Consider the following 14464-nt stretch of genomic DNA (forward strand, 5'->3'; position numbering starts at 1 on the left):
ATCACGCAAGCGTTGTCACAATCGTCGGTGATTCATACCGATTAAAGCATCATTTAACCTCGGAAAACGAGTAATTTTGTACACCCTTAAACGAGCAAAAATGTACATATTGGTGTTGACATTTATATTAGTAATGGTTTTGGTGAAAAATTACTCAACTTTTCATATGGATCTATCATTCGGAAATACTCTGTTCTTTTTGATATTTCTTTCTCGTCATTCTGAATTGGTTCTCTCCATTGTTCATAAGTACCAGTCGATAGGATACTATCTTTCCATGCTTTTGTAAAAGATGGATTTCCAGCTATTGGAATCACAACTTTTATATTAGGGTTATTAGCTGCGATATAAAATGTAGCATATCCTCCCATAGATAAACCTGATATTCCTATTTTATTTTTATCAATCTCATCTCTACTTTTAAAATATTCAATGAGACTTTGTATATCGAATGCAGACTGTTCTATTACTTCATGCATATGAACATAAGAATCAAGACCAGTATGTGGTGGAAATGCTTTAGAAAATTTGTTAGTTTCGGTGTTCGATTTTCTCATACCATGGTCTTTGCAGTCGATACTAACATAATAAAACCCTTTTTGGGCAAGCATATATCCAAAATCTAACGCTTGTTCACGGTCTCCTCCGTATCCGTGAAGATAAAAGATTAATGGACATTTCTTTAATTCATTTTGATAAATACTTAAAATCGGTATATTATTCACTATGCGATCTTCCATTATTATTTTTGTCATTAGTGATCACTCTCTTATTAATAATTCTATTTACCTCTAAAATTAATATTGTTCATTTAAACTCACTCCTTTCTCGCATATTCTTTGCTATATGTTCCTTCTTCAAGAATACTGTCCCATTAGAGAATTTTGTTCCTTTATAAATAACTTATATTCATCCATAAATTGCTCCGATTCTTCTAAGAATGGATAATGGTTACTTCTCTCAAAAATAACTAATTTTGAGTTTGGTATTTCATTATTCATTTCAATAGAATATATTACTGGACACTGTACATCATATTTACCACATATTATTAAAGTTGGTGTTAATATAAATCCTAACTTTTTCGACACATCATATACTTGCAATTCTCGATTGAAAAAGTTCAAACGAATTGCAGATATTTCCTTACTTATACTTAGAGAAAAAAGTTCATCATATTTATCAGGCTCAAATAGAGATAGCTTTGTCCTTTTAGTTTTTAGTTTATTTCTTTTTTCTGTTGGTAAATCTGGGCGTTTTAAGATTTCAATCAGTTCTTGCATTCTGTTGAATTTAGGGTGTTCAGGATTATAAATACAATCTTTTGAAAAAGTCATATATTCTCTTGCAGCTGCTCCGACAATTACATTGAAATCTAGGCTATTTGAGAAATATATTCCGTAGATTATTCCTAACATACCTCCAGTTGAATGCCCTGCAAATCCCCATTTAACAAATCCTAATTTTTCACGTATAGCTTCTAAATCGAATATCGATTCCAACATACTCAATTGATAAGGCTCTATTGCTTTTTCTGAATGTCCTGTCTCTCTTAAATTTACTAAAAATACTTTGTTTGTTTTTGTAAATGTCTCCGCAAAATAATCTCCTGTCTGATTAAATACAGAGTAATGATGGGTCATACAAAGCGGTTCCCCTTCTCCCTTGATAAATATTTCAAAGGTCCCACGTGATGTATTAAGTAATTCCCTTTCCCAATATCCCACTGTTATCTCCCTTTCTTTTTAAACTATCCTCTACATTAGCTCAATAAGAAAAGCTACTTTTGACTTCGGTAGTTTGATCTCAAACTCTTGCACCCGTTAGTACAACAAGCAAAATATTTAAACTCCCAAAATTGTTTTTATACGGTCATTTTCTTCTTTCTTATCCAAATACTCAAATAGTCCAAGTCGATTCCCCCAAGGGTCAGTAAAAGTCCCCCATTTTGCAGAAACTTCTTCACGGGAGTATATCTCAAATTCGTCAATTTCCAACTCTTTAACTAATCTATCTCTTTCGGCTACTATATCAGTTACCCCTAAACGTAAAGGTCCACTTTCCTCTGATGGTATTCCTTCAGCAACTTGCAACCAGCAACCAGGGATTATTTCCCATTCAGCAAATCCGTCGTGTGGTATGAAATCAGTTTTTTTGTTTAGCAGTACTTCATACCACTCATGTCCTACTTTAAAATCAGTTACACGAACTTGATTGGTTATTTCAAAAATCATCTTTTTACCTCCTAAAATAATACATATTACATGTATTCTATAAAGTAAGAAGCATTCCTTCTATTTAATTAAAGTGCTCCGATAATGAAAAAGCGACTGCTCTATTGAACAATCGCCTCCATTAGAAGAATATGATTTTATTTATCAGATTGCCATACGCCACCTGCACCAGTTGTAAAGCCACACTTTTTATAAAAATTGGTTTTATTTCCCCCATATGATACAGTTAAAATTCCTAATCCAAAACGTTATGACTCTCTCAATAATTCCTTTACTAACTCTATTCCAATTCCTCGCCCTATTCAGGATGAACTATTATATTTTCCATATAACCGTGTTCTAAGCCCATCCCACATACATAGGCAAAAGCAATTAATTTATTACTTTCATTTCTTACCCCAGCCCAGAAATTACAACGCTTAAATAATGTTGGGTAATCTTTTTCTCTTCTATCCCATCCAACAAGTTCTCTTAATATGGGTACTTCATTCCCGTTAGCTCAACAAGACAAGAGATTGTATGTAAACTCGATACCTATTTATTATTAATCCTCAAGTTTTTCATACATCTGTATTTTTCTATTTAGTAAATCTTTACCCCAAACTTGTATTGCTTCTAATACAGGTATAAACTTTTGCCCTTGTTCTGTTAATGAATATTCTACTTTTGGTGGAACAACTTTATAAACTTCTCTGTGTACTAGATTGTCCTCTTCAAGCTCTCTTAATTGTCTAGTTAAAATTCCTTTCGAGATACCAGGTAGCAGCCTCAATAATTCATTAAACCTAATAATTTCTTTTTGGCTTAAATGCCACAAAATTACGATTTTCCATCTGCCTGCTATTGCATTTTGAGCAACTGTTAATGGACAGATTTCTTGTATTGTTTCTTCAGAGACCGTTTCATCTTGATAACTAAAACGTGCCATAATAAAACCTCCTTTTCCTTTTCTTTAGGTACTATTTTTATGACTATGTTATTAAATTGTGCCTACTTACATAAATCTTTCTTTGGTAATAGTATATGCATTAGGAACAAAAATCACAAATAACACTGTAGTGGAGGAGATTCTATGAAAGTCTTAATAACTGGTGCAACTGGAAATTTGGGTTTTAAAATTGTTGAGTACTTGCTTACCAAATTATCAGTTGAAGAAATAATTGTTGGTGTGCGTGACGACAAGTCTGAAAAAGCCCTTAGCTATAAGGAGCACGGCCTAGAAGTTCGTGTAACAGATTTTGAAAATCCAGAAACATTACTTACAGCATTCAAAGGTGTAGATCGTTTATTCATTATGTCAACATTTGGTGACTTTGAAACAGTTATGCGTCAGCATACAAATGCAGTAGAAGCTGCCAAAACAACCGATGTAAAACAAATTATTTACCCAAGTGTTACGAGGGCAGAAGGAAATGACTTCTTCCTTGCTGGTCTGCATAGAGCACGTGAACTAGTAATTATTGAATCAGGTATTCCGTATGTGATTCTACGAAACAATTGGTATGTAGAAAATGAACTTGGCACAATTCGAGGCTGTATGGCTGGTGCCCCTTGGGTAACTTCTGCTGGTGAAGGAAAAATCGGTTGGGTATATCGCCCAGATTTGGCTGAGGCAGCAGCGAATGTTTTGGTAGCTGATGGTCACGAAAATAAAATTTATGAACTTTCTAGTGAAAATTTAACACAACAGCAATTTGTTGATACTTTAAATGAAACATTAGGCAAAGAAGTTCCTTTATTAGCAGTAGACGATGCTTCATATGAAGAAATGTTAAAAGGTGCCGGATTACCTGAAGCCTACCTTCCAATGTTAGTAATGACTCAGAAAGGTATTCGTGAAGGAGGATTAGAATCCACTCACACCGATTTAGATTTCTTATTAGATCGTCAAGCTACTTCTCTAAAACAAGCACTGACACATTTATTATTAAATACAAAGTAGATAAAGCAAATTGCTCAGCAAGAATCGCATTATGGATATTGTATCTTACAAAGTGCCAGCCCACATTAGGACTGGTACTTCGCTATTTCTTCCGATAAACCGTTTTTACATTTGATACGATATGCATGGTAATTGTTTCCATATAAATGAGTGCCATCTTTATTCTCCCTATATTCAGAAAGCTCTCCCTTTTACGAGGGTTAATGCTAAATGAATTAAGAGGTCTTTTAATCTCTTATGGGAACCTATCACAAGCTAAAACATAATTTGCACAACAATCACAGTTACATCCTTCTGTGATTAAATGATAGTTATCATAAAATTTCTTTGTTCTTAACAACTATTTCAATAACCCAGGATCCAACTTTTATTTGGTCCATAATATCAACCTCACATCCATATTTACCTTATTGATATAAATTGCATAGTTAGTCCAATAAAAAAGAGCTGCCTAAGCAACTCAATGTTCTTCAGTAAAGCATCCCAAAAGTATTCTAAATTTTATGTTCTTTAATTAATGTTATATAATTGCACGATAAATAGTGAGTAATCTGCATCTAGATTTTCTTTGTTTTCGATGATGATTTTTCCTTCATATAATGATTCACCTGTACGTAAATCACCGATAATGAACAAATGACCGTCAGAAACACGATCTACTAAATATAGTTTACCATCTGTAAACTGTAAAAAAGGTTCTTCTTTATCATTTTCAATACTTGGATATTTAAAGTTTAAAGTCTCTTCCCATAGTTTCTTTTCAATATTATAACGGTTCAGCTCTAACCCATTGGCTGAATAAACAGGAATGAATATATCTGTTCCATGAAGAATCATTGACTTCATATGTGGTTTTAATTCGGCTGGGATTGTCCATTCCTTCACTTCATTATTAAGATAGTTATAAAAATACATGTTGCCAGAGATCGTTTCACGCTTATCATCATCTACGTATTTGTATTTTTCAACCATATATAAGATATAATTTTCATTTTGTACTTTTTTATTGTCATTAACTATATGGATGCTGGCCTGGCCTCTCTCTTCTAACTCTATTTTTGCTAGTATTGAGTCCTTTTCTAATTCCTTTTTGTTTTTATCAACCGTATATATATGTAACTCTTCCTCACCATTGAGATAGCTAGTTGCTAAAATCTTTATTTTTCCATCTTCTACATAGACATCTCTCTCATTGATCCAGTCATATCTCACTTGGTCTGGCATATTGATTTCAAATGAAGAACTGTCATTTGTATGTTTATCAAGTGTGTCGATTTGAAGGGTGAACAAATTTCCTAGGCCCTTATCTCGACCATTACTTTGAAAAGTGGTGTAAATCAAACAGTCTTCGTCTTCAAAATACTGACCAGGATTTAATTCTTTTCCACGCATAAAATTACGGTGTTCTTCAATATATTTTTGAAACATCAAAGGATTATATCGTCCTATCAACTCTCCAATAAAAGACTTGCTCTGATTAGTCGAACCATCCTTTGATATATGCAACCCACGATTAATATCACCGCTCTGATAACTCGCTTGAAGAATAAGATTGTCGATTTCTCCCTTATTTCCGCTAGTTGTTTCGATTTTAAAGGATACACCCTTTGCCATTGCCTGTTGAATATAGTAAGTACCGATTGTCGTCACGATGATGAAACTAATCAATATCGTTTTCCAATATTTTTTCATTGTCATTCCCCCCTTAGACCCTAATTTTATTTTTTAGCAAATGATTAGCGATCCAAATAGCACTGCTTAATACGATGATGCTCATTACCAGTTCCATTAGAAAGACTTCAAGTGCGTAAAAATAGCCACTATCAAATTCATTCACTAGTATTGGTACCAAAAGGACTCCGAACGAAAGCATTCCATAAACGATTGCGAAATAAATGCCTTTTAAACCGTAACTTCGTTCAATTAAAATGGCAGTGAATAGAACTGCTACAGAGATTAGCCCGACTCCATAAATCAGGATAAATTCTGTAAAGGTTTTCGGATACAGCCAGCGCCACATTCTTAAACTATAAATATTATAAAATGAAAAATGCGATTGTAAATCTGTTGGTATAATACTATTAAAAATTTGTATTTCGATCGGGATTAACAATATTTGCAGGGTAACTAAACCAAGTACCAACAGCATAATTGTCGTCAATTTTGCGAAATAAATAGTAATTCTTTCAGTTGGCAACATTAATAATCTGTAAATAAACGTGTTTTTTCCAAACCAATCCCGATACCAAATAAAGAAAACATAAATCATCAACATGGCGATGCTAAAAAAGATTGGCATCAGAAACCAACCTGACTCAATGAAATAATGAAAAGAAAAAACCCCGTACTCCTTAATATATTGGCTCATTGATAGTTGATTTTTAAACATCACCCGATCTGCGTCATTCATACATACTTTTGACACGACAATCGCCCCAATGAACTGACTGACAATTATCAATCCTATTAAAGTTAGGTACAATTTGAAAAATCGATTTACTTCGAAATTAAGAAGTTTTAAATAGTTTTTCATCCACGATACACCTCTCTCATGACATCAACGACTGATTTCCCTTCCTTTTCACGCACTTCCTCTACACTAAATTCCTTTAATACTTCACCGTTTTCAATAAGTACCGCTTTATCAATCAAGTGTTCAATATCACTAATTTCATGGGTTGTGATAATCACACCACGATCTTCAATTAAATGGCTTGTAAACACTTCGGCAATCTGTTCACGGGAGAAAATATCAATACCAGAGAATGGTTCATCCATGAGTAAGTAATCCACATTCAGTGCCAAACCTAATATCATATTGACTTTAGCCATATTCCCCTTTGATAAATTGGCAATTCGTTCAGTAGGGTCTAGTTTAAAAAATTGCAGCAACTCTTCTGCCCTTTGAGGATCCCAATTTTTATAAAAATCCGCCATGAACGCGAAGGCATCACCAATTTTCATTTGCGGCAACATCGTAATCGTATCTGGAATAAAGGTAACTTTTTCAAAGCTTTCTTTCCTGATTTTTTCTCCATCAATCAAAATTTCACCGCTATTAATAGGAGTGAGCGCCATAATAGCTTTCATGATTGTCGTCTTTCCTACTCCGTTTATACCGATTAAACAAGTAATTTCACCTTTTTCAGCAGTAAAAGAAAGTCCTTTTAATACCTGTTTCCTGCCGTATTTTTTCATGACATTTTTTACTTCGATCATTTCGATTCCTCCGCTTCTCCGCTTTCGGCATCATGCTTTCTCTTAACTAGTTCCAACACTTCGGATAACGGCACATCAATGGATTTAATAGAACCTAAAAATAAGTCAACCGCTTCGATAATCAATTCCTCGCGGACACTTTTAAGGACCGCTTCATCTTTAGTAATGCAGCTCGGCATATTCCCTTCAGTAAAAATCAATCCTTGCTCCCCCATTTCCTTATAAGCTCGTTGTGCGGTATTTGGGTTAATCTTCAGCTGGTTGGCTAGTTCTCTTCTTGATGGAATCTCCTGACCAGGTTCAAAATACCCCTTGGCGATTTGCTCTTTAAAATGCCGGATAACCTGGACATAAACTGGATCCCGATTATTAAACTTTACAGTCAATTAACTCAACTCCCAGAAAATCATATTTTCGTGTATTAAGCACTTAATACAGATTGAACATAATGGTGGATTAAGTACTTTTAAAGAACCACCCGATTTATTATTTAACCATTACCCCGCTAATCGGCCTTGGTGTACTAACAACTTAATACACCATTCTCAAAAATATAAAAGTGTATTAAGCATATAATACACTCTTCGTAATGTATTATATGCTTAATACACTTTTTATGTCAATCAAATCCATGGAAATATATCTCAACATTTGAAAAGACAACCTGTTGTTCAACTAATCTGCCACGTTCGTTTAAGTAGAAAAACTTAATAAGTTGCGTGCTCCTAACCCATCATGAACATTTTTTCACACCCCTAGTTCTCTATAATCACATCCTTACTTCGCTTAATGTTACAAAAGTGTAGAACAACTAAACTGCCTCGTTAGCACAAGTAGCGACTGTTCTTATTGAACAATCACAACCGTTTAACAAATCCCATATTAAACATATCACATCATTTTTAACACTTTTCCAGAATTTAAGATGAGAAATCATCAGTAATTTCTACCACTTCAATTTTTCCGTTTATCAAAAGTTCAGTAAGCTCGTTTTAGGGATGTCTTTTTCCGAATTGATCTTAAACTAAGGCTATTTTCTCAATGATTGTTGGTTCTGCTGCCTAGTGATAAAAAAATAGCGATGACTCACAAAAACTTGTGGAGTCATCGCTGTTTTGATTTGAGTATTTCGTGAATCGTACCGTTAGTTGATTTCTTTACTAAATAATAGTAACAAAAAAATTATGAAGTGCATGCAAAATAATAACTGACCATAATGAACCAGTCTTTTTATACACAAACCCAAAGAGTAAGCCTAAAATAAAAACATATACATGCGTCCCAAAATGAAAGAAGATTTCATTGTAAATCCAAACTGGATAGTGTATTACTAAAAATAATAAAGCAGTCATAATATTTGCTTTCCAAAAAGCCATTTTTTTATTAATTTCTTGTAAAATTAATCCCCTAAAAACAATTTCTTCAGCAAGCCCAGCCATAAAAAAACCATTTAGATAATCATCAATAGATAATGAAAATTGAAATGATTGCTCATTAATGATATAAGTTTCAAAAGCAAAATATAAGCCAACTAACAGTGAAAGAACTACTCCCCAAAATAAACCCATCTTAACATTAACGTTCATTTTTAAGTAATCAAATGGGTTAGTATGTAAATAGTATTTTATGTATAACCACGTTGGAACAATCCATACGAACCCCTTCACCAACGCCTCTAATAATGGAGAGATAATTTCACCGAACGAATAAATGTAGTCGATTAACCATAATTCTTTAATTGTCCACGCAAAGTAAAATATGAGTAGAAACCCTATTAATGTTTTTATATCATTATTTTTCACTTTACTTTCTACACTCAAGTTTAATTCCATTTCAGCCTCCTTAAATCTAATTATTTCTCATTTTGGTAATATCAAGAAAGAACCTTACCTTATATAATACAACATCTTCATTTTCATTGACAGAAAAAATGAAATAACGGCTGCCTTACAAGCAACCGTCATTTATACCTTAGTCTATAGTGCCTTGGAAGCCTGATGAATTAGGGCGGCTACCATTTTATCCATTTGTGCAAAACGATCGTCTTTTGTTTGACCATTCACATAGCGATAATAGATTTGCTGACATATCACCGCTAATTTAAAGTAGGCAAATGTAATATAATAATCGATGGCTGAAACATCACGCCCGCTTTTCTCTGCATAGCGGTTAATGAATTCCTGACGTGTATAAAACCCTGGTAAAGTCGTTATTGGCGGTTCTCCAAATGCGTATAATAGCATTTTGGGGTCATCTGCATGCATCCAGTAGCTCATGGCTACACCTAAATCTGCTAATGGATCCCCTACAGTTGTCATCTCCAAATCAAAAAGACCAATCATTTCAGAGTAATCGCTTGTAAACATGGCGTTATTAAGCTTGTAGTCATAATGAATAATGGTTGCTTCATGATTAGAAGGTACATGATCCTTTAACCACTTTGTCAATGCCGCTACTTCAGCATGCTCTGCCGTTTTCGCTTTGTCATAGCGCTCAATCCATCCATGTACCTGCCGTTCCATAAACCCTTCTGGCTTTACCATATCCTTTAGCTTCGTTTCCTTATATGGTATTGCATGAAGAGCAACAAGTGAATCAATCATCTTTTCTGATATGAGCCGCCCTAAATCCTTGGTATTTTTAGTACCAGGTGGAAAATGTGTATCAAGTACGATACCCTTTTTGCGTTCCATTAAAAAGAAATCGCTGCCGATAATCTCTCGATCTTCAACGTACACATAAGGTTGTGGTACAGCAGCTAAAAATGGATGTAATGCTGATAAAATCGTAAACTCTCGTTTCATATCATGCGCTTTTTTGGCGACTGGTCCATGTGGAGGTCGACGAAGAACAACTTCAAATTCGCCTACTTTTAGGCAATAAGTCAAATTTGAATGTCCGGCACTAAACTGTGAAATTTCTAGCTTCCCCTTTGGTAACTCCGGAAATTGACTCTTTAAAAATGAATGTAATTTCACTTCATCAATACGTTCACTTGCCCTTACTTGTATCGTATCCATTGTATCCCTCCCTTAAACGATTGAGCTCATACCGCCATCTACCACTATGACATCCCCCGTAATATAATCTGAGGCAGCCGCTGCTAAAAATAATGCAACGCCTTTTAGGTCATTTTCAGTTCCTAAACGTTTTAACGGCGTCACACCCATTAAATAATCTTGTCCGCGCTCAATTAAGACTTTTGACATTTTGGTTGGGAAAAATCCTGGGGCAATCGCATTTACATTGACGCCATATGGCCCCCATTTTACAGCTAAATCTTTTGTTAGAGTGATAACCGCACCTTTACTTGCGTTATAGCCAATTGTATCCATGAATTCAGGTAATGTACCACCAAGCCCCGCAACCGAGGCGATATTAATAATTTTTCCGCTCTTTTGTTCTAGCATAATTTTGCCAACAGCTTGGCTCATTAAAAATGTGCCATTGACATTAACATCGAAGACTTTTTGCCAAGCCTCATACGGCATTTCAACAGCTGGAGTACCCCAAGACGCCCCACTGTTATTGACTAAAATATCAATTTGGCCGAATGACTCAAGCGTTTTTGACACTACGTTCGCTATATCCTCCGGCTTTGTCACATCACAGGCAAGAGCTAATGTTTGTACACCTAATTCAGCTAATTCTGCGGCTACCGCTTCGCATGCCTCGACCTTTCTTGAGCACAGTACAATGTTGGCACCCGCTTCTGCAAAGCCTTGTGCAATTTGAGCTCCGAGACCGCGTCCTCCCCCTGTTACGATGGCCGTCTTCCCCTTCAAGCTAAATAAATCAAGTACCGTCATTTCACCAACTCCTCTTGTTTTTTAGCATGCTTTTTCAGTTCCAGCTTGGCAACCGTGTTACGATGCACTTCATCCGGTCCATCTGCTAATCGTAATGTTCGGGAATTTGCCCACTGTGCCGCAAGCGTCGTATCAGGTCCTACCCCAGCAGCACCGAATGCTTGAATTGCTCGGTCAATAACTCGCAATGCCATATTTGGCGCCACTACTTTAATCATCGCAATTTCTGCCTTCGCCTCTTTATTTCCTACTGTGTCCATCATGTACGCTGCCTTTAGCGTTAAGAGTCTTGCCTGCTCAATATCGATACGGGACTCAGCAATACGCTCACGCATCACACCTTGGTCTGCGAGTGGTCGATGGAAAGCATGTCGCTCCTGAACACGCACACACATTTCCTCTAATGCACGTTCGGCGGCTCCAATAAGACGCATACAATGATGGATACGACCCGGTCCCAAACGACCTTGCGCAATCGCGAAGCCTTTTCCTTCTCCCCACAAAATATTTTCAACTGGTACTCGAACATTAGTAAACGTCACCTCACCGTGTCCTTCTGGTGCGTGATCATAGCCAAATGCCGTAAGCATACGCTCTATTTTCACTCCTGGTGTATCCATCGGCACTAAAATCATCGACTGTTGCTCATGGATTGGTGCTGTAGAATCTTTATGTTTCCCCATAAAAATAGCGATTTTACAACGAGGATCACCAGCTCCTGTCGTCCACCACTTATGTCCATTTAAAATATAATAATCGCCATCCCGTTCAATACTTGCCTCGATGTTTGTTGCATCACTAGATGCGACTGCAGGCTCAGTCATTGCAAAGCAGGAACGTATTTCTCCACGTAATAACGGTTCTAGCCACTGCTTCTTCTGCTGTTCTGAGCCATAACGCACAAGCACCTCCATATTTCCCGTATCTGGCGCATTGCAATTAAACACTTCAGGAGCAAGTAAAGAGCGTCCCATAATTTCACATAAAGGTGCATATTCTAAATTCGTCAAACCTGCACCATATTCGCTATCTGGCAAAAATAAATTCCATAGGCCGGCTTCTTTTGCTTTGTTCTTTAATTCCTCCATAATTGGTGGGATCGCTCCCCAACGATCTTCCATTGTCTCTACCTGTGCAGCAAATACTGCCTCATTTGGATAAATGTATTGCTCCATAAAATTTGTCAGCTTCTCTTGTAGTTCCACTACTTTTTCACTATAAGAAAAATTCATAAAAAAGCCCCCTTTGTTTGAACATCAAAACGCTAAATGAATGAATATTCATTTTTATTCTTACATTAAATGTTACCGCTATATTTCTTGTAAATCAATGTCTATTAAACAAAAATTTGAATTATAGAGAAAATTCATACTTAAGACAGTGTTTTGAGCAGATAGAAAATCTCATTACGATAAAAAAATACAAGTCAAAACACTATTTTGCCATAATATGCATCTTCAAATCAAAATAACGTCTTACATAATGTGTGGTTGATTTCCGTTCCGACTGGGCGCTTTGCCGCTGACGCTTCGCTTTCGCGCAGATAAAACAATTGTAGCTGCCGCCTTACTTTCGCTACAGAAAACATTTGCTGACGCTTCGCTTTCGCACTGAGCAAAGCTTCCTGGAGGCGTCCAATAAGCCGCTAATCCCCGAGTAGTCGCCCAGTCTCCACTCCAATCAACTATTATAAATGGTATACGTTTTAACAAATATCATCTACAATTTTGGGTGATAAACCATTCATTAAAATTGGTAAATTAGGTAAAGAAACAATTAGTAACATAAAAAAAGAGTAACTTCTATTTAAAAGAAGTCACTCATCTCAACTCATTTAATCTTTAACTTTATTTTTGTGTCCTTTAGCTAACTTCATAGCGAAAAGCTGAGGGATTAAATTTAAGGCACTCACAATTACCAATAGTTAGGAAGGTAAAAAAAGGTTTAAAATATCCACCATCCCACCCTATCCCTAGCGTATTTTCCATCCTACCGATAAAGTAAAAGGAACTAACTACTGATACAATATTACCGACAATAAAAGGAATTGAGTTGCATAGAAATTTGCCGCAAAAAGCAAGAAGTGAAGTCATTACAATCATTATTAAGTAGCCGAGCATTGATCGGTTAATAAAATCTTGGTACATCGAAAAATAAACAAAAGGAAAACAGTATAAACAGACTATTAGAATACCAATTACTATTTTTCTCATATTGTCCCCTCTCTTATATATTGATAATTTACGTAGAAAACATGGACAACCGAATTTTTAACATAACCCAAGAATATGATTGCTTTTTTCAAGCGTTGTCGTTTTAGCTTTCTATAGTCTAAAGTGTTTTGCCTATCTTCATAATATCAGTAAGCAATTCGTGAATAGCCAAAGGCAAATGACGATTTTTTAAGTACACCACATAAACATTTCGTCGTAAATTGGGGCAATCCACTTCTTTTTGTACAATAGTTTTAGCTGTAGGACCTTTCAAATAATTTTCTGGTAGAATGGTAACCCCTAAATTTTCACGAACGAGAGACACAGCCGTTTCAAAACGTTCAATTTCAAATTGGATATCTATGTTTTTTTCAGCCTTTTCAAATGCATCTAAAATGTCATGTCTCGTTTGAAAGCCCTCTGTACTTATAATAAAAGGCTCACCACTTAAATCTGCGATCGTCAGCTTCTCCTTCTCCGCTAACGGATGCTGTAATGGTAAAACAGCTACAAGTCGCTCTTCATATAAGCAGTGAACTTCGAGATCTTCATCATCCATTATCTGATTTGTAATAATTAAATGTGTTTTATAGCTTTTAAGCGATTTTTCAACACGCTTACTTCCTAAAATATCTACTAAATGAATCATCATTTCTGGATATTCTTTTTTATACTCTGTAATGACTTTTGGGAGCCAATGCTTAATCGATTCCATCACGCCTATCGTTATTTCGCTTGTGCCACGTACAATTACCTCATCCATTTCTATTTTTAAAACTTCCATGTTTTTCAATATAACGTTTGCTCGTTCATATAAAAGCTCGCCTGCTTCTGTTAATTGAAGATTTCTTGTATTCCTTTCAAGTAAAGGTGAGCCAATTTCTTGCTCTAATTTTTTAATAGCATTACTTAGAGAAGGCTGAGAAATATGCAGTTTTTCAGCTGCCTTCGAGAAATTCATTTGCTCCACAACTGCTAAAAAATATTGTAATTGTTTAAAATCCACAGCAACATCCCTCCACATTTATAGTTTTAAACTATAGATTA

At 35.6% G+C, this 14464-nt stretch carries 14 protein-coding genes and 1 pseudogene; 1 reads left to right on the forward strand and 14 read right to left on the reverse strand.

Features of this window, described 5'->3' with window-relative positions; translation table 11 throughout:
• Positions 1 to 122: 122 nt before the first annotated feature.
• The 4 genes from ACYQ73_RS16210 to ACYQ73_RS16225 all read right to left on the reverse strand — a co-directional run bounded on the left by ACYQ73_RS16210 (position 123) and on the right by ACYQ73_RS16225 (position 3162).
• Positions 123 to 755, reverse strand: coding sequence for an alpha/beta hydrolase family protein (locus tag ACYQ73_RS16210; protein WP_460013442.1), 633 nt, complete (start codon positions 753 to 755; stop codon positions 123 to 125).
• 102 nt (positions 756 to 857) lie between these two features.
• A complete protein-coding gene (locus tag ACYQ73_RS16215) occupies positions 858 to 1727 on the reverse strand; it encodes an alpha/beta fold hydrolase (RefSeq protein WP_460013443.1) in 870 nt (289 codons plus the stop codon).
• Between the two features lie 117 nt (positions 1728 to 1844).
• Positions 1845 to 2234 carry a VOC family protein gene (locus ACYQ73_RS16220; protein ID WP_460013444.1) on the reverse strand — a complete coding sequence of 130 codons (390 nt, stop codon included), beginning with the start codon at positions 2232 to 2234 and terminating at the stop codon, positions 1845 to 1847.
• Positions 2235 to 2778: 544 nt separating this feature from the next.
• On the reverse strand, positions 2779 to 3162 hold the full coding sequence (locus ACYQ73_RS16225) for a winged helix-turn-helix transcriptional regulator (protein ID WP_460013445.1): 384 nt from the start codon (positions 3160 to 3162) through the stop codon (positions 2779 to 2781).
• Positions 3163 to 3306: 144 nt separating this feature from the next.
• On the opposite strand from ACYQ73_RS16225, the gene ACYQ73_RS16230 reads away from it, so the two are divergent.
• A complete protein-coding gene (locus ACYQ73_RS16230; RefSeq protein ID WP_460013446.1) occupies positions 3307 to 4176 on the forward strand; it encodes an SDR family oxidoreductase in 870 nt (289 codons plus the stop codon).
• Positions 4177 to 4686: 510 nt separating this feature from the next.
• Here ACYQ73_RS16230 and ACYQ73_RS16235 read toward each other — a convergent pair.
• The 10 genes and pseudogenes from ACYQ73_RS16235 to ACYQ73_RS16280 form a co-directional block, all read right to left on the reverse strand.
• A complete protein-coding gene (locus tag ACYQ73_RS16235; protein ID WP_460013447.1) occupies positions 4687 to 5868 on the reverse strand; it encodes a hypothetical protein in 1182 nt (393 codons plus the stop codon).
• Between the two features lie 13 nt (positions 5869 to 5881).
• Positions 5882 to 6709 (reverse strand): hypothetical protein, encoded by an 828-nt coding sequence (locus ACYQ73_RS16240; protein ID WP_460013448.1) that lies wholly within the window; start codon positions 6707 to 6709, stop codon positions 5882 to 5884.
• Positions 6706 to 7395: an ABC transporter ATP-binding protein gene (locus ACYQ73_RS16245; protein WP_460013449.1), complete on the reverse strand. Its 690-nt coding sequence runs from the start codon at positions 7393 to 7395 to the stop codon at positions 6706 to 6708. Before ACYQ73_RS16245 ends, ACYQ73_RS16240 begins: the two co-directional genes overlap by 4 nt.
• Positions 7392 to 7781 carry a GntR family transcriptional regulator gene (locus ACYQ73_RS16250; protein ID WP_460013450.1) on the reverse strand — a complete coding sequence of 130 codons (390 nt, stop codon included), beginning with the start codon at positions 7779 to 7781 and terminating at the stop codon, positions 7392 to 7394. The genes ACYQ73_RS16245 and ACYQ73_RS16250 overlap by 4 nt, the downstream gene beginning before the upstream one ends.
• A 534-nt stretch (positions 7782 to 8315) precedes the next feature.
• Positions 8316 to 8387, reverse strand: a pseudogene (locus ACYQ73_RS16255) (DUF2441 domain-containing protein); the annotation flags it as partial.
• 168 nt (positions 8388 to 8555) lie between these two features.
• A complete protein-coding gene (locus tag ACYQ73_RS16260) occupies positions 8556 to 9227 on the reverse strand; it encodes a CPBP family intramembrane glutamic endopeptidase (RefSeq protein WP_460013451.1) in 672 nt (223 codons plus the stop codon).
• A gap of 144 nt (positions 9228 to 9371) precedes the next feature.
• A complete protein-coding gene (locus ACYQ73_RS16265; protein WP_460013452.1) occupies positions 9372 to 10415 on the reverse strand; it encodes a phosphotransferase family protein in 1044 nt (347 codons plus the stop codon).
• 12 nt (positions 10416 to 10427) lie between these two features.
• Positions 10428 to 11204 carry an SDR family oxidoreductase gene (locus tag ACYQ73_RS16270; protein WP_460013453.1) on the reverse strand — a complete coding sequence of 259 codons (777 nt, stop codon included), beginning with the start codon at positions 11202 to 11204 and terminating at the stop codon, positions 10428 to 10430.
• Complete coding sequence (locus ACYQ73_RS16275) at positions 11201 to 12436, reverse strand: acyl-CoA dehydrogenase family protein (protein WP_460013454.1); 1236 nt, start codon at positions 12434 to 12436, stop codon at positions 11201 to 11203. Before ACYQ73_RS16275 ends, ACYQ73_RS16270 begins: the two co-directional genes overlap by 4 nt.
• A 1099-nt stretch (positions 12437 to 13535) precedes the next feature.
• Entirely contained in the window at positions 13536 to 14423 is an 888-nt protein-coding gene (locus ACYQ73_RS16280; protein WP_460013455.1) for a LysR family transcriptional regulator, read from the reverse strand.
• Positions 14424 to 14464 lie beyond the last annotated feature (41 nt).

Source organism: Lysinibacillus sp. CTST325, assembly GCF_054665055.1.

What these genes read in the sequence shown, in the direction of transcription:
- ACYQ73_RS16210 (WP_460013442.1), bottom strand. Translation starts at nt 755, where the DNA reads ATGACAAAAATAATAATGGAAGATCGCATAGTGAATAATATACCGATT.
- ACYQ73_RS16270 (WP_460013453.1), bottom strand. Translation starts at nt 11,204, where the DNA reads ATGACGGTACTTGATTTATTTAGCTTGAAGGGGAAGACGGCCATCGTA.
- ACYQ73_RS16235 (WP_460013447.1), bottom strand. Translation starts at nt 5,868, where the DNA reads ATGAAAAAATATTGGAAAACGATATTGATTAGTTTCATCATCGTGACG.
- ACYQ73_RS16225 (WP_460013445.1), bottom strand. Translation starts at nt 3,162, where the DNA reads ATGGCACGTTTTAGTTATCAAGATGAAACGGTCTCTGAAGAAACAATA.
- ACYQ73_RS16240 (WP_460013448.1), bottom strand. Translation starts at nt 6,709, where the DNA reads ATGAAAAACTATTTAAAACTTCTTAATTTCGAAGTAAATCGATTTTTC.
- ACYQ73_RS16275 (WP_460013454.1), bottom strand. Translation starts at nt 12,436, where the DNA reads ATGAATTTTTCTTATAGTGAAAAAGTAGTGGAACTACAAGAGAAGCTG.
- ACYQ73_RS16260 (WP_460013451.1), bottom strand. Translation starts at nt 9,227, where the DNA reads ATGGAATTAAACTTGAGTGTAGAAAGTAAAGTGAAAAATAATGATATA.
- ACYQ73_RS16230 (WP_460013446.1), top strand. Translation starts at nt 3,307, where the DNA reads ATGAAAGTCTTAATAACTGGTGCAACTGGAAATTTGGGTTTTAAAATT.
- ACYQ73_RS16265 (WP_460013452.1), bottom strand. Translation starts at nt 10,415, where the DNA reads ATGGATACGATACAAGTAAGGGCAAGTGAACGTATTGATGAAGTGAAA.
- ACYQ73_RS16245 (WP_460013449.1), bottom strand. Translation starts at nt 7,395, where the DNA reads ATGATCGAAGTAAAAAATGTCATGAAAAAATACGGCAGGAAACAGGTA.
- ACYQ73_RS16220 (WP_460013444.1), bottom strand. Translation starts at nt 2,234, where the DNA reads ATGATTTTTGAAATAACCAATCAAGTTCGTGTAACTGATTTTAAAGTA.